Genomic DNA, 18,862 nt, shown 5'->3' on the forward strand with positions numbered 1-18,862 from the left:
GACGTCTCCTCGGCGGTGCGGGGCCCGGCGCGGGCCGTGGCGAAGGCAGGGGTCGTGACGACGATCGCGGTACCGGCGGCCGTGTCTACGGAGGACACCTGCACCTGTGCGAGCTGACGGTACGTCAAAAAACGGACGCCGGGGACCGGATGGTCAGTGTCCACGGCATTGACATCCCCGCCCGCCCGAAGTGGAGGTGCTCCCGTCCGGCCCGCCGTCGCCGGGCGGGCCGGACGGCGGGCGAGGCCGCTGTCGGTGGCGTGTCCTACGGTGATGCCGTCGGCGGGTACGCGGTGCCCGCCCGAGCACCGCCCGATGGAGACGACGATGACCCGCACCACCCCGAAGCGCGCCGTGGACCTAGAGCAGCTGTTCCCCGAACTGGTGCCGCTGCGCCGCGACGCCGTACGCCTCCACCCGCGCGCCGGCAGCCCGTCCGCGGCCGAGAGCTCGGTCGGCGGGCCGCCGCTGTGGCCCGCCGACGAGCCGTGGCCGCTGTGCCCGAGCACCAGCCACCCGGGGGAGTGGGGCGGGCCCGCCGCGGAGGGGCCGGTGCCGCTGGTCCCCGTCGTCCAGATCCACCGCCGGGACGTGCCCCAACTCGCCTTCCCCGCCGGGACGGACCTGCTCCAGGTGCTCTGGTGCCCGTTCATCATCGGCCGCTGCCCGACCGCGACGCCCCTGGTGCGCTGGCGGAGCTCCGAGGAGGTCGGGCCGGCCCTCGCCTCCGTGCCGCCGACCGTGGGCACCGCGCCGAAGGACAGCATCCCGGCGCCGTGCGTCCTGCACCCCGAGCCGGTGGTCGACTACCCGAGCTGGGACATGCCGGAGGGCCTGGGCCCGGAGCTGAGCGTGCGGATGGAGGAGCTGCGGGCCCGCACCGGCCTGCGGTACGGCTACCACCTGGCCGAGGCCCCGGGGATCAAGCTCGGCGGGTACCCGGGCTGGACCCAGGAGCCCTGCTGGCCGGACTGCCCGACCTGCGGGCGGACGATGGAGCACCTCCTGACGGTGAGCAGCTGGGAGTACGACGGTCAGTCGTACCGCACCTGGCTCCCGCTGGAGGACAAGGACGACGAGACCGGCGAGGAGCGCCGGGACGCCGACGGCGGCCGCGGGGCGCACAGCCCCGCCGGGCTGATGATCGGGGACGCGGGCGGGGTGTACGTCTTCGAGTGCCGGTCCTGCCCGGACCGCCCGGTGGACCACCACTGGGACTGCTCCTGAGGCGCCGCCGCCCGGCCGTCCGCCCCCGGCGGGCCTCAGCGCCCGAGGTGGTCGGATCGTGCGGTGCCGCTTCTCGCTCTTTCGTAGCCGCTGTCTGCGGGACCAGGTCTGTCGAGCAGCAGGGTAGATGGGGCTTTCCCCTTACCCGCACGGCTACTTGTGCTCTCGCCGGACTCCGGGAGGCCAAGTTGACAGTCCGCCAGAAAAGGAGACGCCTGACAGGTCGGTCGTGTACGCGCCAGGATGAGCCCGCCGGTTGTGCAACTACGCGGAACCGGAATCACAGGGAGCATCGTGGAGCCTCTACAGTTCATCGGGATCATCTCCAACACGCCAGAGGTCGACTCGCCGACGATCTGGCGTGACCCGGAGAACGGCGACCTGCTCATCCAGTCCTACAAGGCCAGCGATGAGGACTTGAACCGCTGCAAGGAGGTTGGTTCGGTCCCCGGGCACTCGACTGACGTGCCTGACCACGAGACCGTGATCCGCCTCCCGGAAGAAATGATCAAGTTCATCGTGGACCTCGCCGCAAGGCTGGCCACTCAAGAGGACGAGAAGGAGTAGCGTGGCCAACCCGATCGCCACGGCCATGGCAGAGGCCAAGTTCTCTGCCGTGCACCTGGAGATGCGCGACAGCTACACACCGAACGACCCGCAGTTCCAGCGCTATCGGGAGGGGCTTCGCTACAGCCCGGACGACCGGCCGGAGTGGTTCCAGAACTGGACCACCTTCGCCGGAGAGGTGATTGACCGTGGCGTGGTCATGCGCCGGGCTCGGATCGTCTCCGAGCCGGTCACGGAGTACATCCGCTACGAGCACCACGTGACATTCCTGAACGTGGCCATCGGCGAGCAGGTTCGCTGGCTTCCACGCCGGTTGGCGGCAGACATCGCTCTGCCCGGAACCGACCTGTGGATGTTCGATGACTCCAAGGTCATGTTCACCTTCTTCTCGGGTGACGGGGATGTGGTGGACCGGGAGTGGACGACCGAACCCACCGTCGTTCAGCTCGTGAAGAACGCCTTCGAGACCGTGTGGCACAGGGCGACTCCGCACGCGGACTACGTGCTCAAGTAACCGAACGAGATGCGCACCTCTCGCTCATCGAGCGTTCAGCAGGCCCGGATAGCTCTGGCCGAACGGCTCAAGGAGATCCGTAAGGACTCCGGGCTCACCGGACCTGCTCTCGCCGGCGCGTGCGGTTGGAGCAAGTCGAAGTGCTCCCGCGTCGAGAACGCGATCACGGCACCGTCCGAGCAGGACGTCAGGGACTGGTGCCGGGCCTGCGGAGCAGACGACCAGGCCGCGGACCTGGTGGCTTCCCTCCGCTCGGTAGAGACCATGTTCACCGAGTGGCGACGCATGGAGCGGAGCGGGCTCAAGCGCGCCCAGGAGATGGTCCTGCCGTTGTACGAGCGAACCACACGGTTCCGGGCGTACACACCTGGCATCCTGCACGGTCTCCTCCAAACCCGGGACTACACCCGCTCGGTACTCCAAGCCACCCAACGCCGTCGTGTTGCCGTGGACGACGTGGAAGAGGCTGTGCAGGTGCGTATGGAGCGACAGGAGATCCTGAGGGACCACGGGAAGACCTTCGCCTTCATCATCGAGGAGGCATGCCTGTATCACGGTCTTGGCGGCACGGAGGTAGCCGCCGGCCAACTCGTCCACCTGACCGCTGTCGCCTCCCTGGCGAACGTGAGCCTGGGAATCGTTCCGAGGGGATACTCGCGCCACTCGATGCACGTCGAAGCGTTCTCGCTCTACGACTCGTCACAGGCCAACGTCGAACTCGTCTCCGGTTACCTCCAGATCACGCAGCCCTCCGAAGTGGCCATGTACATCAGCCGGTTCGGGGAACTGGCCGCAGATGCCGTGCACGGCACCGCCGCTCGCACCCTGATCACAGAGGCGATTGACTCTCTCGGGTGACTGCTTTGCAACTGCGTGCAACTTGCTGGAGAGCGTCCGGCTGAAACTCCTACGGTCTACGACACACCCCCATCGCCATGGCGAAGGAGGAGAGACCGATGGTGAGACGCACCCCCAGGGCCAGGTGCGAGTACCGGGAGGTGCTGCCCGGACCTCGCGCTGGTAACCGTGCTCGTGGCCTCCGGCCGCTTCCGGACGGCACCCGCGCCTTCGGTCGCCCCAAGACTCCCGGCGCGGTGGCAGCGCGAGGGTTCCACCGGGACGGGGCGCCACCGCATGACTGCTCGCCCGAGGTACGAGCGAGCAGAGGTGAACACGGATTGGAGAAGTGCATGGGTGCCACCACCGTCACGCCCAGCGTCGAGCTGGACGAGCTGGGCAAGTTCTTCACGATCGCCGCGCACCGGATCGAGGCGGGCCAGGCCAGGCCGGAGATGTTCTCGGCCGCCGTCGACGCGGCGTGGCACCGTCTCGTCAGCGACCCGGCCGCGCACGACGCGTTCGCCCTCCGGCACGCCGGCCGCAAGCTGACGCACGTCAAGGACGCGGGCACCGGCTTCGTCTCCTGGGTGTCGGCGTACGAGGAGGCGTACGGCCCGCTCCCGGAGGTCTGGTTCGCCGACGCCCATGGCACGGTCGACGCCGAGGCCCTGGCCCGCTACCGCGAGACGGGCGAGGTCTGGGCCGAGTGGAACTGCTCGCCCGAGCCCGGCGACGGCGACGGCGACGACCTGACCCCGCCGGTGACCACCCTGTGACCACCGCACCATCCGGCGGAGCGCCCCGGCCGACCGCCGGGGCGCTCCGCCTCACCGAAGCCCGGACGGAGAACCCCGTCAGCGTGGACGTGGACGGGTACCTCGCCGGGCTGTACGAGCACTGCCCGTTCCTGCGACCGTCCACGTCGCGCGGCATGACGGGGTGGACGGTCTACGACATTGCCCCGGGCAGCCACCGGTACGCCGTGGAGGCGGAGTTGTTCCACGCCGGGGTCCGGGCCGCGGAGTGGGTTCGCCCGCTGATGGGCCGGCCGTTCGGTGTCCTCGCGTGCGAGAACGTCGTGCTGCGCGGGCACTGCGAGGGCGCCGACCACCGCGAGCTGATGGCCTGGCCGCACTGGGCGCTGAAGCACCTGTACGCCCCGGTCGGGGTCATGTTCGGCAAGTTCCCCCAGGGCACGGTCGAGACCGGCCGGCGCGGGCAGCGGATCCCGCCGCCGCCCCTCTCGTTCCTCCCGGTACGGGCGGGCGTCCGGTCGCTGGACCCGCAGTTCCTGGAGACCACCCCGGACCTCGCGGCGGCGTTGGCGGTCTCGGCCGACGACGGCCGCGACGTCTTCGAGCACGTCCCTTGTGAATGGAAGGCAGTTCGAGAATGGGCGAGTTCCCTGCCGAGGCCCGCGAAGCGCTGAGCGCGGCGGAGGCCTTCTGTGGGCCGATCGAGCTGACGGAGATCAGCAACCGTCGGGGCTCGGCGGTGTGGAAGGCCGACGGTCCGCGCGGCTCGGCGAGCATCAAGCTCGGCACCGGCGAGGCCGCCGAGGTCACCGCCCGCGAAGCCTCCGTCCTGGACCAGCTCCCCGGCTACACCGTGACCGCCGGCCGCTTCGCCGACGGCATTTGGTACGTCACTCCGTGGCTGGCCGGGCCGTCCACGTGGCAGGTCTTCCGCCCCGTGCGCAAAGGAGACGGCGGGAAGGACGAAGCCCTCGCCGCCGCTGTCGGACTGTGCCGCGCCGTGGCGGACCTCCACGCCGACGGGTGGGTGCACGGGGACCTCCAGCCCGCGCACGGCATCCACGGCGAGGACGGGACGGTGCGCCTCCTCGATTTCGCCTGGTCGCGGCGGATCGGCAGCACGCCGTGGCCGACGTTCGGCGGCACGATGATCCACCTCACCGCCCCAGAACTCGCCGCCCGGATCATCAACGGCCCCCAGCCCGTCACCACGACACAGACCGCCGACATCTACGCCCTCGCCGGAACCCTGTGGACCTGCGTCACCGGCACGTGGCCGCTGGACTACGACACCGCAGGCCTCCCCAAGGGCACGCCCGTGGAGGAGATCCGCAAGGCCATCGCCCACCGGGCCGTCCCCATGTCCACCGCGATGCCCTGGCCCGCCCTCCAGGCCCGGCTGCGCTACGCCCTGCTGGCCGCCCCCGACGAGCGGCCCACCGCCGCCGAACTGGCGAAGCTCATCGAAGCGGCGGGCGGATGATCGACCTGCGGGAGCTGGGCCCCGGCGACGAGGAATCCCTGCTCCGGATCTACAGCGCGGAGTCGACGCAGTACCTGGGCCGGGCGCCCATGGACGCCGACGAAGCCCGCTACCGCCTACGCGACATCATGGCGGCAGCGGCACAGTCACCGCGCACGCTGTACGTGCTCGGCCTCGCCGTGGACGGTGACCTCCTCGGCATCGTCAAACTCCACCACGACCGCCCCCTCGCCGCCGTCAGCTACATCCTGCGCGCGGACGCCTGGGGCCGAGGCTACGCCACCGAAGGGGTCCGCAGGCTCCTCGCCCTGGCCTTCGACCACCTCGGCCTGCCGGAGGTCCGCGCCAAGCACAGTCCGGACAACCCCGCCTCCGGCCGCGTCCTCCGCAAGGCAGGCTTCGCCCTCACCGGTGAGCGCAACGGCTTCATGACCTACGCCATACGCGTCCCCGCGCAGACGGGTAGACCCTCCGCGCCGCCCGCTCGACCGGAGCCGGCCGTCGAACGCGCTCTCCTCGAGCACGTCATCAAGCTGGCGGACACCGCCCTCGACGTCGGCGACGTACCCGCCCTGGCGGCGGCGCCGCGCGCCATGGAGCTGAGCGCCCCGCCGGGGTGAAGCGGGGCGCGGGGCGCGGGACCGGACGCGGCAAGGAAATCGATACCGGGGCGCGTCGTCGGATCCGGCGGCTTGAACGTGTACACCGGGGCGGCAACTCCCCGATGGCGCGTGCCCTCCGACCCTCCGGCCCCGTCGACCCCCTCCGACCGCTCCGATCCCGACGGCCCCGCCCCGGGCCGCATCCGGCAACCCCGCCGCAGTCCCGCAGGACGGCATGCCCTCCGAAGAACGGCGCCGCCACCGGGTGCTCCGCAACCGCGCACCCCACCACCTTCACCGCGAAGGAGTCCTGACCATGCGGAAGCTCATCGTCGACCTGGTCGAGCGCACCGTCGCCACGTACGCCGTGGCGTTCCTCGGCCTGCTGCTGGCCGACAAGTTCGACCTCACATCGATCGGCTCGCTCAAGGCGGCGGCGGTCGCGGCGCTGCCCGCGGCCCTGACCGTGCTCAAGGGCGCGGTGGCGACCCGCATCGGCGACCCGGACTCGGCCGCCCTGCTGGGCCGCAGCAACCGCGAGTAGTCGGTTCGGCACGGCAGGGGGCGGGGAGCCATCCGGCACCCCGCCCCCTGCAACGAAATTGACGTCTAGTCAGCTGCCGACCGGAAACTCGTCCCCCCGGATCGCGGTGATGAAGGAGTCCCAGGCGGCGGCCGGGAAGAGGAGGGCCGGGCCGTGGGGGTCCTTGGAGTCACGCACGGGAACGAGACCGGGGAACCCGGGGGCCACCTCGACGCACTCGCCCGCGTTGTCCCCGCTGTAGCTGCTCTTGCGCCAGGCCGGCATGGCTGCCCCTTCGGAGGGTTCTATGTCGGAAGGCCGCCCGTGCGGACGGCCTTGACGAAGGCTTCCCAGGCGGCGGCTGGGAAAACAAGGGCTGGGCCGTGGGGGTCCTTGGAGTCACGCACGGGGACGAGACCGGGGAATCCGGGGGCCACCTCGATGCAGTCGCCGCCGTTCGTGCCGCTGTGGCTGCTCTTGCGCCAGCTGGCCGCGTCGAGCTCGTTCCGCATCATCCCTGAACCCTTCCATCGCCTCGGCGATCAGCGTGAGCGACTCGCTCGCCGTGCGCGCGTCGCCACGCAGGCGATCATAGCGGTGCCGATGCCCGGAAATGATGATCGGATCATCACAGGGATTGCCCTTGTCAAGGTTCTCGGAGTACACCGAGTGCTGGCCATCCGGCATCTCCAGAATGACCATTGAGGAGTTGATGATCGTCGTCCGAGCCGTGAACGGCACGATCTGAAGGACGATGTTCTCGCGCCGGGCGATGTCCAGCAGGTGCTGCATCTGCCGCATCATCACCTTCGGTCCGCCGACCACCGATCGAATCGCGCTCTCGTCCAGGAGGACCACCAACTGCGGCCCGCCCTCGGCGAGGAAGCGCTTCTGCCGTGCGAGCCTCGCCGCGACCCGCCCCTCGATCACTTCAGGGTGCTCACCCGTTCCGCCCGCCTCGAACATCGCTCGCGCGTAGTCCCGGCACTGAAGCAGCCCGTGCATGTAGTCGGTCTGGAACACGTAGGCCCCGACCGCCTCGGCCTCCGAGTCGGCATGGGTCTGGAACCAGTCCGGATGGTCGATCTGTGCGCTCCAGTCGACCCCGTTGCACAGCCGCTTCAACAGGCCGCCGGTGTTCAGCAGCCGTTCGGTTTCCTCGAGTTCGTCGGCCGGAGGCTTCCGCCGTCCGCTCTCGGTCCGCGAGATCACCGTCCGGTCGAGGTGGAGTTCCTTGCCCAATCGCTCCTGCGTGTAACCCGCCGACTCCCGCGCGTGGCGGACCTCTTCACCGAACAGGATCGCGGAGCTCGCCGTCGGTCCCCGCTTGATCTTCCGCCGTGCCATCACTACCCCCAGCTCGCACGCCACGTGCTCAACACGCGTATCGGGAGGCCACCGTATCCCCGTACTTCGGCGTTCAGTACCGGAATGCGGTCTTTTGCTTGCACAGCGTCATGGCGCGTGCCCCCGGCGTGCGCCCTTGCCGCCGTCCACCGGGACGGGCCCCAGCAGGCGTGTGCGGGAAGCCGGCCGGGCCGGCTTCCCGTACAGGGGGTGCTCGCGTTCCTCACCTGTGCCGTGGGGTGGTCACTGGTGCCAGTCGACCGTGGAGATGGCGCCGAGATCGCGCGCGATCGTGGAGAGCGGCTGGATGTAGGTGTACGGCCTCGGCGCGCTGCCGGGGGTCGAGCCGCCCGTCACGGTGCCGACGGCGCTGGTGCCGTAGAGGGCCGCGCCTCCGCTGTCACCGTAATCCGACTGCATTCCGGCGACCTTGACCTGGCGGGTCGAGGTATAGGTCTCGTTGCCTATCGTTGTGGTGTAGGTGGAGATGCCGTCGACGAATGTGCCGCACCTCCAGCCGCTCGCCACGCCCGAGGCGCAGATGGTCCCGCCATCGACGATCTGGTTGTCCGCGCTGCGGATGTAGTCGTTGTAGACGTTGTAGCCGCTGGACGTCTTGACCGCGCTCCCGCCGGGGGTCCAGCCCCGCGGGTTGTCCATCGCGATCAGCGCGTAGTCCGAGGCGGGGAACTGCCGGTCGGCGATGTGGCCGATCCGGGTGTTGCCCTGGTTGTCCGGCCAGCTGTCGTCGCGCCGGACCGCCGGGTTCGACTGCCCCAGCCAGCAGTGGCCGGCGGTCACCAGGTAGGTCACACCGGCCTGCTTGATCATGATTCCGGCCGAGCAGGTGCCGGTGTTGTTCTCGTCCCGCAGGCCGTCGCCCCCGACCAGGCCGGTCCGGGCGTAGGCGGTCCCCTGGTGGGTGGTGACGCTGACCTTCGCACGGTCGGCGTCGGTGATGCCGGCCGTCCGCAACAGCGCCTCGGTGTCCGTGCCGGCCGGCACGTCCAGCACGACGCGGTCGGTCCGGTTGTCCAGGGACCAGGAGCTGTCGCCCGGCGTCAGCTTCTTCTCCGCGGCCGCGTCGAGCCGCTCGTGCACCTCCCGGAGTTCGGCGGTGGTGTAGGCGGCGCGCTGCGGGATGATGCCGGCGGCCCGGGCCGCGCGCTCCCCCTCGTCGTCCAGCACGTTGGCGTGGACCTCGCCGTCCATCACGTCGAGCCACACGCCCGCGGCCCTGGCGCCCTGGCTGTCGCGGAACGCCCGGGCGGTCTTCGACAGCCCGCCCTCCGCGGCGAGGCGCTGCGCCACCTGCTGCTCGGGGAGCCCGAGTTGCTGCGCCAGCGCGTGGGCGGCGCCGCCCGGGGCGGCCGGGGGCGTCAAGGCGACGGTTCCGGTGGCCGAGGCCACGGCCGGGCTCTGGGCCGCGGCCGGTGCCAGGGTCACCCCGGCGAGCAGGAGCGCGGCTCCGGCCCTGGCGAGGGTCTTCCTGGAGACCTTCATGGTCTTCTCCTTCGTGCGGATCGAACGTGTTGAGGTGAGAGGGGAGCGAGCGGGCGCCGGGCCACCGCTCAGGCGAGGATGTTCATCTGCGAGGACATCAGCCGGTACTGGCCGGAGGCGTAGTCGTAGGAGATGTAGCCGGTCCAGTACGCGCCGACCAGCGAGTCGGTGAGCTCCCGGGTGAAGGTGTACGAGGTGCCGTACGAGGCCCACTGCCAGGCGCCCGAGACGTAGGAGTTCACGCCGCACTTGTCCGGGTTGCAGTTGTACAGCCCGACCCAGTCGTACTTCCCGACCGGGTTGCCGTTGTAGTTCCAGCCGATCGTGACGACCTGGGTCTCCTTCACGTGGACGGCGGCGGCCCAGGTGCCCGGCGCGGACTGGGCCGCCGCCGCGGCGGCCGGTACGGGGGGACCGGCCGCCGCGGCGCCCTGGGCGGGCAGCGCGCCCAGCAGGGCGAGGGCCAGCGCCGCCGCCTTCGTCGACAGGGCCATCGGCTCAGTCGATGTGGGAGCGGTGGGACTCGATGATGCGGTACTGGCTGGAGGCGTAGTCGTAGGAGACGTAGGCCGTCCAGTAGTCGCCGCTGACCGCCGGGACGCTGGTCAGGTACGAGGTGCCGTGGTTGTAGGCCCACTGCCAGGTCTCGTAGCTGTTGACGCCGATGGCGTTCGGGTCGCGCTTGTAGAGGCCGATCCAGTCGTACTTGCCGACGTTGTTCGGCGGGGTCCAGTTGATCTGGACGTAGCCGCCGTTCTTCTCCGCCCAGGTCGTGGGCGCGTCGGCGGCCAGCGTCGAGTTCGACGCGCTCTGGACGCCGGCGGGCACCGCCGCGGAGGCGGTGGCCGTGCCCGCGAGGGGCAGGGCGACGGCCGTCACCAGGGCCGCGACGGCGGCGGCACGGGTGCGGTGGGGAATGCGGGACATGCGAGTCCTCCCGGGTCGTCTGCCGGCGGCCCCGTCTGGCGGCCGCCGAGTCCGTGACCGGACCCGGAACACGCTCGTGGACTCCCGCAGACAAGCGGTCAACGTCCTGTCGACACCCTGGTCACCACGGCCGCGGGCACCCCCGACGGGCGCCCCGGTAGACAACCGATGAACGGCGCATCGGTGAACTCCCGTACCAAGCAAACGATTTCAGGAGGACAGTCCTCCGCTACGGGGGCCCGCGCAGGGCGGGGGATGCGAGGGCTGAGGGGAAGGGCGGTGGCGGGGTCCGTCACAAGTGGAGCGCCCGCCACCGCCGGAGTGCAGAGAGACCGCCTCGGGCCACCGGGGCCGGGCGGTCTCTGCTGTTCGGGCGGGCCCATGCGCCAACACGGCCCGCTGCCGATGTTCCCGAGATGTTGGAGTGAACAGCGCCCCCCGGGTTCCGGACCCGCAGGTCCGGGTGACGCCGCTGTCAATCGTCACACCCGGCCAGGACGGCTTACAAGGGCGCGCTGCACAAAGGCGCATCAAAATCCGGTTTCGATTCGCTGAACTGCGGCTTCCTGGTACGACGTTCGCAAGATTTCAGGTAGGGGCCGGGACTGTCGCGCATCAATCCGCGCGATGTTCGCCGAACCGATTGGGATTCACCCATATGCCTGACAGAGTGTCATCCAACGGGCACCCCGTGCGACGCCAACCGCACAAGTGCCCACCCGTTGGAGTGGACAGTGATATAGGAGGGTTCCCTCGATGACGAGGAAGCGGAACAAGCGCGTCCCCATCCCCTGCGCGGACGGCGTCCCGAGGCCCGCGCGCCGTCCGGCCCTGCCCTGGCCGTTCGTGGCCGGACAGTCGTCCGTGACGGCCGTGACGGCCGTGACCGCCGGCCAGGTGGCCGTGGTGATCGTCGTGGTCGTCCTGACGGTCGCGCTCACCGCCGCCCTGGTGGCGACCGGCATGTCGGCCGGAGTGGCGCTCGAACTGACCACCGGGGGCTGGCTGTTGGCCTCCAGGCTGCAAAGGGGACGGGCCTAGGGGAGAGCGCCTGCCTGCGATGGGACGCCGAGAGAACCCGATCGAGACGACCGAGCCGGCGCTGAGCCGACTGGCCGCCTGGCTGCGGGAGCAGCGCGAGCAGGCCGGGTTGACGTACAGTCAGCTCGCCGTTCGGACCAACTACCACGCCACCACCCTGCAACGGGCCGCCAGCGGGCGCTCCCTGCCGAGCTGGAAGGTCGTCGAGGCCGTCACCGGCGAATGCGGCGGCGACCTCAAGACGGCCCGGCGCAAGTGGGTCCACGCCAACTACTGGGCCCACGTGCCCCGCCCCTCGGGGAGCCGGCGGCTGCGCGCACCGAGGCGGGTCGACCCCCAACAGGTCGACTCCTTCGCCGACTTGCGCCGGGCGATGCACGAGATGCGCCGCAAGGCCGACTGGCCCTCCCTGCGGGAACTGGACCGCCGGGCCCGCGACCGGGGAGGGCGCCTGCCCTCCAGCACGCTGGCCCTGGTCCTCAAGGGCGAGGCCCCGCTGCGCAAACCCGTCTTCCTCGCCTACATGGAGGTCTGCGGGGTCCGGGAGGCCCGCCGCGCGCTGTGGGCGGCGGCCTGGGACCGGACGAACAACGCCCGTACCCCGTTCCCGGTCAACTCGCGCACGTACCAGAGCGAGTTCACCCGGGCCATGCAGTCCTCCAGCGCCGGGACGTCGACGGACATCCTGTTCCGGCTCTGGATGACCCTGCGCACCAACCTGGCCGCCGACCGCGACGATGGCCCCGGCCACTCCGGCGCGGCGGGCCGCGGAGGCACCGACGACAACCCGCCGGTGCTCGTGTGACCCGGTCCGCGGCCGGGACGCGCCACCCGCGTCCCGGCCGCGGACCCCAGCCACCCACGGACGGGCACCCGCCCGCGTCCCCGTCGCGGGCCGGCGCCCGCCCGCGCCACCTGCGGGAAACCTCGGGACACCTCGGGAAACTCGGGACACCACCATGCCGACACCACCACGCCGCCCGGCCGCCCCCGGGCCCGCCCTGGGCCTGTGGGCGCTGCACGACCTCCACCTGCGCCACTACCTGGACTACGCCGCGCTGCTCCTGTCGCCCGCCGACGCGCCCCTGGCCGTCCGCGCCGCCTTCGAGGAGCTCGGCGGCCACTGGCTCGACGCCCTGGCCACCGCCAGCCCGGCCGCCTGCGCCTGGCAGGCGGTGCGCCGCCGCGTCTGCGCCCTGGCCGGCCCCCGGCCGCTCGGCCCGGTCGCCCACCTCACCGCCGCCCAGCAGGACGTCCTGCTGCTGCACCTGGTCCTCGACCTGTCCGCCGCCGAGATCGCCGCCCTCACCGGCACCGAGCCCGCCGCCGTCCACGTCCAGCTCCGCTCCCTGGCGGCCGCCCGCCGCTGAGCGGACCCGCCCGGGGGCGCCCCCGCCGTGCGGCGCCCGGGGCCGGGCCGGCGGGCCGGCCCGTACGGCCGGCGGCGCACCCGGACGTCACCGGTGCGCCGAAGAAGAGCGCCGCGAGAATTCCCGTTTCGGCCCGAGGCCTGTTACGGTCGTAGGAGTTGCAGTTTTGGTTCCCATGAACTCTGTGTGCGCCTGCTGATTCCCATCGCAGGCGTATTTTTTTTCTGAGATCCCGGCGGGTCATCAGTGCGGCGACGAGTAGCCCGCGCAGTGCGGGCTACAGCGCCTTAGAAGGAGAATTTCCCATGGCTTTCGGCACCGTGAAGTGGTTCAACGGGGAAAAGGGCTTCGGCTTCATCCAGCAGGAAGACGGCGGCCCGGACGTGTTCGCCCACTACTCGAACATCAACGCCTCGGGCTTCCGTGAGCTGCTCGAGGGCCAGAAGGTCGAGTACGACGTCACCCAGGGCCAGAAGGGCCTCCAGGCGGAGAACATCCGCCCGATCGCTCTCTGACATTTCCCGCCGCACGATTCTCGAATCGTAGAGGGAACCGGGGCCCGTACCGCACAGGCGGTACGGGCCCCGGCCTTTTGCCCGGACCCCGGGGTCCGGGCGGAGGAACAACGGAGGAAAAGCGGGGGAACAGCAGGAGCCGCGACCGTCCCACCCGACCGTTCCGTGAAGAAGCCGGCGGTCGTGCCCGTCCCGGGGTGAGCCCGGCGGCGGACCGGGACCGTAGACGTGGACGGGGCGCCCGCTGCCGGAGCGGGCGCCGCGGCGCGAGGAGGCAGGCGTGCTCAGGTTCCACGGCGCGTGGCGGATCACCGTGGTCGGCACGAGCGCCGACTTCGACCAGCGGGCGGTCGTGCGCGGCGCGTACGGACTGCGGGTGCTGCCGGGGCGGGTCGGCGCCACGATCGCGGTCGACGAGGAGAGCTGGACGCTGTCCCTGGAACACCACCCGCGGGGCCGCACCTGGCAGCCCAACCTGCGCACCACCCCCGGACCGGTCACCGAACACGACGGCCTGCGCAGCCAGTTGCTCACCAGCAACGACCGCCACTGGCCGGGCAAGCCGCTCGGCTACGTCAACTTCGTGCTGCGCCTGGAGCAGAGCGTCCCCCCGACCGGCGTCCCCCCGCTGCCGTCGCCGTCGCCGGGGGAGTACGGGTGGGCCACCCGGTAGCCCGAGGGCGGGTCCGGGGGATACCCCCAGGCCGGGGCGGCCCGCTGGCCGGGTGTTGCGGCGGGCGGGCGCCGAGTTGACTGGTCGTATCCGCACCAGCCGACCGACCGAAAGGCCGTCACCCGTGTCGTTCCGCACGACCGTCCGCACCGCCCCCCGTACCTCCGCCGCCCGGACGTCCGTCCGCGAGCCCGCCCGCCGCCGCGGCGCCCGGGTCGCCGCCGTCGCCGCCCTGGCCGCCGCGCTGGGCGCCACCGCCATGAGCGGCAGCGCCTCCGCGATCGTCAACGGCCGTGACTCCAGCGAGCGTTACCCCTTCATGGCCACCCTCCCGCTGAGCGCGAAGCAGCTCGCCGACGGCGCCTGCGGCGGCACCCTGATCGACCGCCAGTGGGTGCTGACCGCCGCCCACTGCGTGGTGGGCACCGAGGACACCGGCGTCACCCTCAAGGGCACCGTGCGCATCGGCAGCGCCCACCGCGACAGCGGCGGCAGCGTACGGAACGTCGAGCGCGTCGTCGTCCACCCCGGCTTCGGCTTCGGCGACGGCGCCACCCGCCCCAACCACGACGACCTCGCCCTCGTCCGCCTGGACCGCCCCGCCGCCGGGCAGCCCATCCGCATCGCCGACCACCCCGGAACCCCCGGCACCCCCACCCGGCTGCTCGGCTTCGGCACCGTCGTCGACACCCAGGACTACCAGCAGATGGTCTTCCCCGACCGCCTCCAGGAACTGCCCAGCCGCATCGGCGCACCGGCCGACTGCGCCCCCGGCTACGCCGACCCCACCCGCCTGTGCACGCTCAGCCGCGTCCCGCAGGCCATGGCCTGCTTCGGCGACTCCGGCGGCCCCCAGATCCAGCGCGGCCGCGGCGGCCGCTGGGAACTGGTCGGCACCACCTCCGGCCCCGGCGCCCCCGGCGTGCCCTGCGCGGACGGCCCCGGCCTGTACACCGACGTGCCCGCCTACGCCCCCTGGATCCGCGCCACCATCGCCGCCGGCTGACGGCCCGGCACCACCACGCGGCTAAAGTCCCAGGTGAGAACCGTCGCGCCCGAGGAGAGCCCGCCATGCCGACCGACCCCGCCGCCACCGCAACCCCCGCCCCCGCCGCGCGCCCGCACCCCGCGCGCCTCGGCCTGGGCACGGCGGCCGTCGGCCGGCCCGGCTACATCAACCTCGGGCGCGACACCGACCTGCCCGCCGACCGCACCGTCGACGCCCTGCGCGCCCGCACCCACACCCTGCTCGACGCCGCGTACGCCGCCGGCGTCCGCTACCTCGACACCGCCCGCTCCTACGGCCGCGCCGAGGAGTTCCTCGGCCAGTGGCTCGCCGAACACCCCCGGGCCGCCGCCGAGGTGACGGTCGGCAGCAAGTGGGGCTACACCTACACCGCCGACTGGCGGACCAGCGGAGTCGCCGCACACGAGGTCAAGGAGCACTCGACGGCCGTCTACGACCGCCAGATCCGCGAGACCCGCGCCCTGCTCGGCGACCACCTGGACGTCTACCTCGTCCACTCCGTCACCCCCGACAGCCCCGCCCTCACCGACCCCGCCCTGCACCGGCGCCTCGCCGCCCTCGCCGCCGAAGGCGTGCGGGTCGGCCTGTCCACCAGCGGCCCCGCCCAGGCCGACACCATCCGCCGGGCCCTCGCCGTCACCGCCGACGGCCGACCGCTGTTCACCGCCGTCCAGGCCACCTGGAACCTGCTGGAGACCTCCGCCGCCCCCGCCCTCGCCGAGGCCCACGCGGCCGGCTGGCTCGTCGTCGTCAAGGAGGCCATGGCCAACGGCCGCCTGGCCGGCCGCAACGCCACCGGCCCCGACACCGCCGCCCTGCGCACCCTCGCACAGCACACCGGCGCGACCGCCGACGCCCTCGCCCTGGCCGCGGCCGCCGCCCAGCCCTGGGCCGACACCGTCCTCTCCGGCGCCGCCACCCCCGAGCAGCTCACCTCCAACCTCGCCGCCACCCACCTGCGCCCCACCCCCGAGGACCTCGCCGCCCTCGCGCCCATGGCCGAGCCCGCCGAGGCGTACTGGCGCACGCGGGCCGCACTGCCCTGGTCCTGACGGGGCGCCCGCCGCCGGGCGTTGTCGGTGCCCGCCCCTACGGTGGGCCGCATGATCGAGCACCCGGACCGCGCCGCCGCCCTCGCCGCCCTGCCCGTCGACCTGCCGCCCGGCCGGCTGGTCACCGAGGAGGACGGGCGGGAGCCGCTGCTGTGGATCAGCGACGACCCCGCGCCCGCCGGGCTGTGGCGGCAGCTGCACCGCGCCCACCCGCAGACCGGCCTGTGGCCGCTGCTGCTCAGCCCGCTGGACCGCACCGACGACGACTACCGGCCCTGGCTGTCCGGCGAGCTGTACCCGGCCGAGGCCTCCGAGCCCTCCCGCTACGACCCGCAGGCGCTGCTGCGCGGCTGGTGGCGGCAGGTCGACGAGGACGAGGACGGGGACGCGAGCGAGGACGTGAGCGAGGACGCCGGGATCCTGGACGAGGCCCTGGCCCCCTACGGCGGCGCCTGGCCCGGCCTCGCCCCCGCCGCCACCGTGCCCGACGGCGCCGCCGGCACCGAGGCCCGGGAACTGGCCGAGGTGCTGGGCTCCGTCAAGGACGTCCGCCTCGGCCTGGTGCGGGCCGGCAGCGGCGCCGAGGCGCTGACGGTCTGCGGCTGGGGCGGCCCGGCGAACCACGCCGACACCGGCAGGATCGCCGCCGTGCTCGCCGACTGGGAACGCCGCTTCGGCGCCCAGGTGGTCGAAGTCGGCTTCGCCACCCTGGAGTTGAGCGTCCCCGTGCCGCCCGCCACGCTCGCCGAGGCGCTCCCGCTGGCCGCCGAGCACACCGCCTTCTGCCCGGACCTCGTCTTCCAGGGCACCGGCACCCTCACCGCCTACGCCGAGCAGCTGGTGGGCGCCCACCAGTGGTCTTTCTGGTGGGACTGACCTGACCCCGGGGGGTACGGGGCCGGGGGCCCATGCCCCCCGGCCCCCCGGACCCGCCCGGCGGCCGAGCGCCGCCGGTGTGGCATGCTGCGCCGGGCCGCGAACCGAGCGCGAGCACCGACCACACCACCCCCCCCGAGGAGCACGCCCTGAACACCGCCTGCGCCGAAGCCCTGTCCGCAGGACTCCTGGTGCTCGTCCTGGTCTGCGCCGTCGCCCGCCCCTGGGGCTGGCCGGAGGCCGTCGTCGCCGTGCCGGCCGCCGCCCTGCTAGTGGCGACCGGCGCCGTCCCGCTGGAGCACGCCACCGCCGAAGCCGCCCGCCTCGGACCGGTGATCGGCTTCCTGGCCGCCGTCCTGGTCCTGGCCAAGCTCTGCGACGACGAGGGACTGTTCCGCGCCTGCGGGGCATGGATGGCGCGCAGCGCCGCCGGACGCCCGCGCCGCCTGCTGGTCCAGGTGTTCACCGTCGCCTCGGTCGTCACCGCGGTGCTCAGCCTGGACGCCACCGTCGTCCTGCTCACCCCCGTCGTCCTGGCCACCGCCGCCCGCCTCGGCGCCCGGCCCGCACCGCACCTGTACGCCTGCGCCCACCTGTCGAACACGGCCTCGCTGCTGCTGCCCGTCTCCAACCTGACCAACCTGCTCGCCTTCACCGCCAGCGGCCTGAGCTTCGGCCGCTTCGCCGCCCTCATGACGCTGCCGTGGCTGGCGGCGGTCGGCGTCGAGTACCTGGTGCTGCGCCGCTGCTTCGCCGCCGACCTGGACGCCGCCCCGGCCGAGACCCCCGAGACCGGACCGGCCCCCGCCATGCCGGTCTTCGCCCTGGCCACCGTCGGCTGCACGCTCGCCGGGTTCGTCCTCACCTCCGCGCTGGACGTCGACCCGGCCTGGGCGGCGGCCGCCGGCGCCACCGTCCTGGCCGCCCGCGCCCTGGCCCGCGGCCACGCCACCCCCGCGACGGTGGTGCGCTCGGCCGCCCTGCCGTTCCTGGCGTTCGTCCTCGCCCTGGGCATCGTGGTGCGCGCGGTCGTCGACAACGGCCTGGCCGCCGGCCTCGCCCACCTCGTCCCGTCCGGCACCGCGCTGCCCGCCCTGCTCGCCACCGCCGCCCTGGCCGCCGTCCTCGCCAACGTCATCAACAACCTGCCCGCCACCCTCGCCCTGGTGCCGCTGGCCGCCCCCGTCGGGCCCGGCGCCGTCCTCGCGGTCCTGCTCGGGGTGAACATCGGCCCCAACCTCAGCTACGCCGGCTCGCTGGCCACCCTGCTGTGGCGCGGCATCGTCCGCGACCGCGGCGTACCGGTGGACCTGCGCGAGTTCACCCGCCTCGGCCTGCTCGCCGTCCCGGCCACCCTCGCCGCCGCGGTCCTGGCCCTGTGGGCCTCGCTGCGCCTGATCGGGGTCTGAGCGGGGCCCTTGACGTTCCGAGCGGGGCCCTCGACGTTCCGCCCGCCCGCCGAGGCCGCGCCGGGCCTACGCGGGGCGCAGGACGGGATCGATCCCTGCCAGGGCTTCGTGCAGCCGGCGAGCCCCCGAGGCGACGCGGTCGTCAGTGCTCCGCGACATCTCCTCGCACAGCCGCATCGCGTCGTCCCGATCATCGGAGAAGATGCCGAACACGTCGACGACTGCCATGTGGATCCATTCGCCGCGACTCAGGTCGGCGACTGCCAGCGCGGATGCGACGATCGACAGCCCGGCCCTGTCCTTCCGCCGGAGCAGGGCTTCCGCGGTCACCCGGGTGACGAAGGTGTCACCTGGGTCGAGCACGAGCCCGAGCAGCGGCCCGAGGGCCTCCTGGACGTCGGCGAATCCTGCCAGGCCGTGACCGGCATCCGCCCGGTCCCGGTAGTCACGGCTCCGCCCGAGCTCGCCGAGCGCCGCGACGGCCGCGCGCCTCAGGTCATGGTCCACCTGTTCGCCCACCCTCTCGCGATCGCCGCCCCTGCCGGCCGCCATCATGCCAAGCCCGGCCTGGTGCTGCCGAGTCGTGGCGGAGCAGGAAGTCGGCGGGTCCG

Annotated in this window: 25 protein-coding genes; 18 read left to right on the plus strand and 7 right to left on the minus strand. The window is 72.6% G+C overall.

All coding sequences use genetic code 11. The annotated features are described in order from the left end of the window. Positions 1-327 precede the first annotated feature (327 nt). From ACFVXH_RS07185 to ACFVXH_RS07225, 9 genes are all read left to right on the plus strand, one after another. On the plus strand, positions 328-1,227 hold the full coding sequence (locus ACFVXH_RS07185) for a DUF1963 domain-containing protein (protein ID WP_387821053.1): 900 nt from the start codon (positions 328-330) through the stop codon (positions 1,225-1,227). Between the two features lie 243 nt (positions 1,228-1,470). Further along, positions 1,471-1,794 (plus strand): hypothetical protein, encoded by a 324-nt coding sequence (locus tag ACFVXH_RS07190; RefSeq protein ID WP_375874338.1) that lies wholly within the window; start codon positions 1,471-1,473, stop codon positions 1,792-1,794. 1 nt (position 1,795) lies between these two features. Next, the gene (locus tag ACFVXH_RS07195; RefSeq protein WP_387821057.1) at positions 1,796-2,308 is read left to right on the plus strand and encodes a DUF6879 family protein; all 513 of its coding nucleotides are present in this window, start codon (positions 1,796-1,798) and stop codon (positions 2,306-2,308) included. Between the two features lie 9 nt (positions 2,309-2,317). Further along, positions 2,318-3,166, plus strand: a complete 849-nt coding sequence (locus ACFVXH_RS07200) for a helix-turn-helix domain-containing protein (protein ID WP_387821060.1) — start codon at positions 2,318-2,320, stop codon at positions 3,164-3,166. Positions 3,167-3,498: 332 nt separating this feature from the next. Then, positions 3,499-3,924 (plus strand): hypothetical protein, encoded by a 426-nt coding sequence (locus ACFVXH_RS07205; RefSeq protein WP_387821063.1) that lies wholly within the window; start codon positions 3,499-3,501, stop codon positions 3,922-3,924. Further along, positions 3,921-4,577 carry a hypothetical protein gene (locus ACFVXH_RS07210; RefSeq protein WP_387821066.1) on the plus strand — a complete coding sequence of 219 codons (657 nt, stop codon included), beginning with the start codon at positions 3,921-3,923 and terminating at the stop codon, positions 4,575-4,577. The genes ACFVXH_RS07205 and ACFVXH_RS07210 overlap by 4 nt, the downstream gene beginning before the upstream one ends. Continuing rightward, positions 4,541-5,386, plus strand: a complete 846-nt coding sequence (locus tag ACFVXH_RS07215) for a hypothetical protein (protein WP_387821069.1) — start codon at positions 4,541-4,543, stop codon at positions 5,384-5,386. The genes ACFVXH_RS07210 and ACFVXH_RS07215 overlap by 37 nt, the downstream gene beginning before the upstream one ends. Next, positions 5,383-6,006 (plus strand): GNAT family N-acetyltransferase, encoded by a 624-nt coding sequence (locus ACFVXH_RS07220; protein ID WP_387821072.1) that lies wholly within the window; start codon positions 5,383-5,385, stop codon positions 6,004-6,006. The genes ACFVXH_RS07215 and ACFVXH_RS07220 overlap by 4 nt, the downstream gene beginning before the upstream one ends. 298 nt (positions 6,007-6,304) lie before the next feature. Continuing rightward, positions 6,305-6,532: a holin gene (locus ACFVXH_RS07225; RefSeq protein ID WP_049657972.1), complete on the plus strand. Its 228-nt coding sequence runs from the start codon at positions 6,305-6,307 to the stop codon at positions 6,530-6,532. Positions 6,533-6,601: 69 nt separating this feature from the next. Here the strand turns inward: ACFVXH_RS07225 and ACFVXH_RS07230 are convergent, their stop codons facing one another. The 6 genes from ACFVXH_RS07230 to ACFVXH_RS07255 form a co-directional block, all read right to left on the minus strand. Then, positions 6,602-6,796 carry a DUF397 domain-containing protein gene (locus ACFVXH_RS07230; protein WP_387821075.1) on the minus strand — a complete coding sequence of 65 codons (195 nt, stop codon included), beginning with the start codon at positions 6,794-6,796 and terminating at the stop codon, positions 6,602-6,604. Positions 6,797-6,816: 20 nt separating this feature from the next. Next, positions 6,817-6,948, minus strand: coding sequence for a DUF397 domain-containing protein (locus tag ACFVXH_RS07235; RefSeq protein WP_387821078.1), 132 nt, complete (start codon positions 6,946-6,948; stop codon positions 6,817-6,819). Then, positions 6,911-7,858 carry a Scr1 family TA system antitoxin-like transcriptional regulator gene (locus ACFVXH_RS07240; RefSeq protein WP_387821081.1) on the minus strand — a complete coding sequence of 316 codons (948 nt, stop codon included), beginning with the start codon at positions 7,856-7,858 and terminating at the stop codon, positions 6,911-6,913. Before ACFVXH_RS07240 ends, ACFVXH_RS07235 begins: the two co-directional genes overlap by 38 nt. Before the next feature lie 243 nt (positions 7,859-8,101). Next, positions 8,102-9,361, minus strand: a complete 1,260-nt coding sequence (locus ACFVXH_RS07245) for a S1 family peptidase (RefSeq protein WP_387821084.1) — start codon at positions 9,359-9,361, stop codon at positions 8,102-8,104. 68 nt (positions 9,362-9,429) lie between these two features. After that, positions 9,430-9,855 carry a hypothetical protein gene (locus tag ACFVXH_RS07250; protein ID WP_387821086.1) on the minus strand — a complete coding sequence of 142 codons (426 nt, stop codon included), beginning with the start codon at positions 9,853-9,855 and terminating at the stop codon, positions 9,430-9,432. Between the two features lie 4 nt (positions 9,856-9,859). Next, the gene (locus ACFVXH_RS07255; RefSeq protein WP_387821089.1) at positions 9,860-10,288 is read right to left on the minus strand and encodes a hypothetical protein; all 429 of its coding nucleotides are present in this window, start codon (positions 10,286-10,288) and stop codon (positions 9,860-9,862) included. A gap of 756 nt (positions 10,289-11,044) precedes the next feature. Between ACFVXH_RS07255 and ACFVXH_RS07260 the strand changes: the two genes are divergently transcribed. From ACFVXH_RS07260 to ACFVXH_RS07300, 9 genes are all read left to right on the plus strand, one after another. Beyond that, positions 11,045-11,329, plus strand: coding sequence for a hypothetical protein (locus tag ACFVXH_RS07260; protein ID WP_387821092.1), 285 nt, complete (start codon positions 11,045-11,047; stop codon positions 11,327-11,329). A 19-nt stretch (positions 11,330-11,348) separates the two neighbouring features. After that, positions 11,349-12,134 (plus strand): helix-turn-helix transcriptional regulator, encoded by a 786-nt coding sequence (locus ACFVXH_RS07265; protein ID WP_049657953.1) that lies wholly within the window; start codon positions 11,349-11,351, stop codon positions 12,132-12,134. 154 nt (positions 12,135-12,288) lie between these two features. Continuing rightward, complete coding sequence (locus tag ACFVXH_RS07270) at positions 12,289-12,699, plus strand: sigma factor-like helix-turn-helix DNA-binding protein (protein ID WP_074001055.1); 411 nt, start codon at positions 12,289-12,291, stop codon at positions 12,697-12,699. A 305-nt stretch (positions 12,700-13,004) separates the two neighbouring features. Beyond that, the gene (locus tag ACFVXH_RS07275; RefSeq protein ID WP_355270029.1) at positions 13,005-13,214 is read left to right on the plus strand and encodes a cold-shock protein; all 210 of its coding nucleotides are present in this window, start codon (positions 13,005-13,007) and stop codon (positions 13,212-13,214) included. 280 nt (positions 13,215-13,494) lie between these two features. Continuing rightward, positions 13,495-13,887: a hypothetical protein gene (locus ACFVXH_RS07280; RefSeq protein ID WP_387821097.1), complete on the plus strand. Its 393-nt coding sequence runs from the start codon at positions 13,495-13,497 to the stop codon at positions 13,885-13,887. A gap of 124 nt (positions 13,888-14,011) precedes the next feature. Further along, positions 14,012-14,893 carry a S1 family peptidase gene (locus tag ACFVXH_RS07285; protein ID WP_387821100.1) on the plus strand — a complete coding sequence of 294 codons (882 nt, stop codon included), beginning with the start codon at positions 14,012-14,014 and terminating at the stop codon, positions 14,891-14,893. Positions 14,894-14,958: 65 nt separating this feature from the next. Further along, positions 14,959-15,966 (plus strand): aldo/keto reductase, encoded by a 1,008-nt coding sequence (locus ACFVXH_RS07290; RefSeq protein ID WP_387821103.1) that lies wholly within the window; start codon positions 14,959-14,961, stop codon positions 15,964-15,966. Between the two features lie 51 nt (positions 15,967-16,017). Further along, positions 16,018-16,842, plus strand: a complete 825-nt coding sequence (locus tag ACFVXH_RS07295; protein ID WP_387821106.1) for a DUF4253 domain-containing protein — start codon at positions 16,018-16,020, stop codon at positions 16,840-16,842. Positions 16,843-16,991: 149 nt separating this feature from the next. Further along, a complete protein-coding gene (locus ACFVXH_RS07300) occupies positions 16,992-18,251 on the plus strand; it encodes an SLC13 family permease (protein ID WP_387821646.1) in 1,260 nt (419 codons plus the stop codon). Positions 18,252-18,317: 66 nt separating this feature from the next. On the opposite strand, the gene ACFVXH_RS07305 is transcribed toward ACFVXH_RS07300, so the two are convergent. After that, a complete protein-coding gene (locus ACFVXH_RS07305; RefSeq protein WP_387821109.1) occupies positions 18,318-18,758 on the minus strand; it encodes a hypothetical protein in 441 nt (146 codons plus the stop codon). Positions 18,759-18,862 lie beyond the last annotated feature (104 nt).

It is taken from the genome of Kitasatospora sp. NPDC058184, assembly GCF_042883725.1.
Classification (GTDB): Bacteria; Actinomycetota; Actinomycetes; order Streptomycetales; family Streptomycetaceae; genus Kitasatospora.

What these genes read in the sequence shown, in the direction of transcription:
- ACFVXH_RS07185 (WP_387821053.1), top strand. Translation starts at nt 328, where the DNA reads ATGACCCGCACCACCCCGAAGCGCGCCGTGGACCTAGAGCAGCTGTTC.
- ACFVXH_RS07190 (WP_375874338.1), top strand. Translation starts at nt 1,471, where the DNA reads ATGAGCCCGCCGGTTGTGCAACTACGCGGAACCGGAATCACAGGGAGC.
- ACFVXH_RS07200 (WP_387821060.1), top strand. Translation starts at nt 2,318, where the DNA reads ATGCGCACCTCTCGCTCATCGAGCGTTCAGCAGGCCCGGATAGCTCTG.
- ACFVXH_RS07205 (WP_387821063.1), top strand. Translation starts at nt 3,499, where the DNA reads ATGGGTGCCACCACCGTCACGCCCAGCGTCGAGCTGGACGAGCTGGGC.
- ACFVXH_RS07215 (WP_387821069.1), top strand. Translation starts at nt 4,541, where the DNA reads ATGGGCGAGTTCCCTGCCGAGGCCCGCGAAGCGCTGAGCGCGGCGGAG.
- ACFVXH_RS07220 (WP_387821072.1), top strand. Translation starts at nt 5,383, where the DNA reads ATGATCGACCTGCGGGAGCTGGGCCCCGGCGACGAGGAATCCCTGCTC.
- ACFVXH_RS07225 (WP_049657972.1), top strand. Translation starts at nt 6,305, where the DNA reads ATGCGGAAGCTCATCGTCGACCTGGTCGAGCGCACCGTCGCCACGTAC.
- ACFVXH_RS07230 (WP_387821075.1), bottom strand. Translation starts at nt 6,796, where the DNA reads ATGCCGGCCTGGCGCAAGAGCAGCTACAGCGGGGACAACGCGGGCGAG.
- ACFVXH_RS07240 (WP_387821081.1), bottom strand. Translation starts at nt 7,858, where the DNA reads ATGGCACGGCGGAAGATCAAGCGGGGACCGACGGCGAGCTCCGCGATC.
- ACFVXH_RS07245 (WP_387821084.1), bottom strand. Translation starts at nt 9,361, where the DNA reads ATGAAGGTCTCCAGGAAGACCCTCGCCAGGGCCGGAGCCGCGCTCCTG.
- ACFVXH_RS07250 (WP_387821086.1), bottom strand. Translation starts at nt 9,855, where the DNA reads ATGGCCCTGTCGACGAAGGCGGCGGCGCTGGCCCTCGCCCTGCTGGGC.
- ACFVXH_RS07255 (WP_387821089.1), bottom strand. Translation starts at nt 10,288, where the DNA reads ATGTCCCGCATTCCCCACCGCACCCGTGCCGCCGCCGTCGCGGCCCTG.
- ACFVXH_RS07260 (WP_387821092.1), top strand. Translation starts at nt 11,045, where the DNA reads ATGACGAGGAAGCGGAACAAGCGCGTCCCCATCCCCTGCGCGGACGGC.
- ACFVXH_RS07265 (WP_049657953.1), top strand. Translation starts at nt 11,349, where the DNA reads ATGGGACGCCGAGAGAACCCGATCGAGACGACCGAGCCGGCGCTGAGC.
- ACFVXH_RS07270 (WP_074001055.1), top strand. Translation starts at nt 12,289, where the DNA reads ATGCCGACACCACCACGCCGCCCGGCCGCCCCCGGGCCCGCCCTGGGC.
- ACFVXH_RS07275 (WP_355270029.1), top strand. Translation starts at nt 13,005, where the DNA reads ATGGCTTTCGGCACCGTGAAGTGGTTCAACGGGGAAAAGGGCTTCGGC.
- ACFVXH_RS07290 (WP_387821103.1), top strand. Translation starts at nt 14,959, where the DNA reads ATGCCGACCGACCCCGCCGCCACCGCAACCCCCGCCCCCGCCGCGCGC.
- ACFVXH_RS07295 (WP_387821106.1), top strand. Translation starts at nt 16,018, where the DNA reads ATGATCGAGCACCCGGACCGCGCCGCCGCCCTCGCCGCCCTGCCCGTC.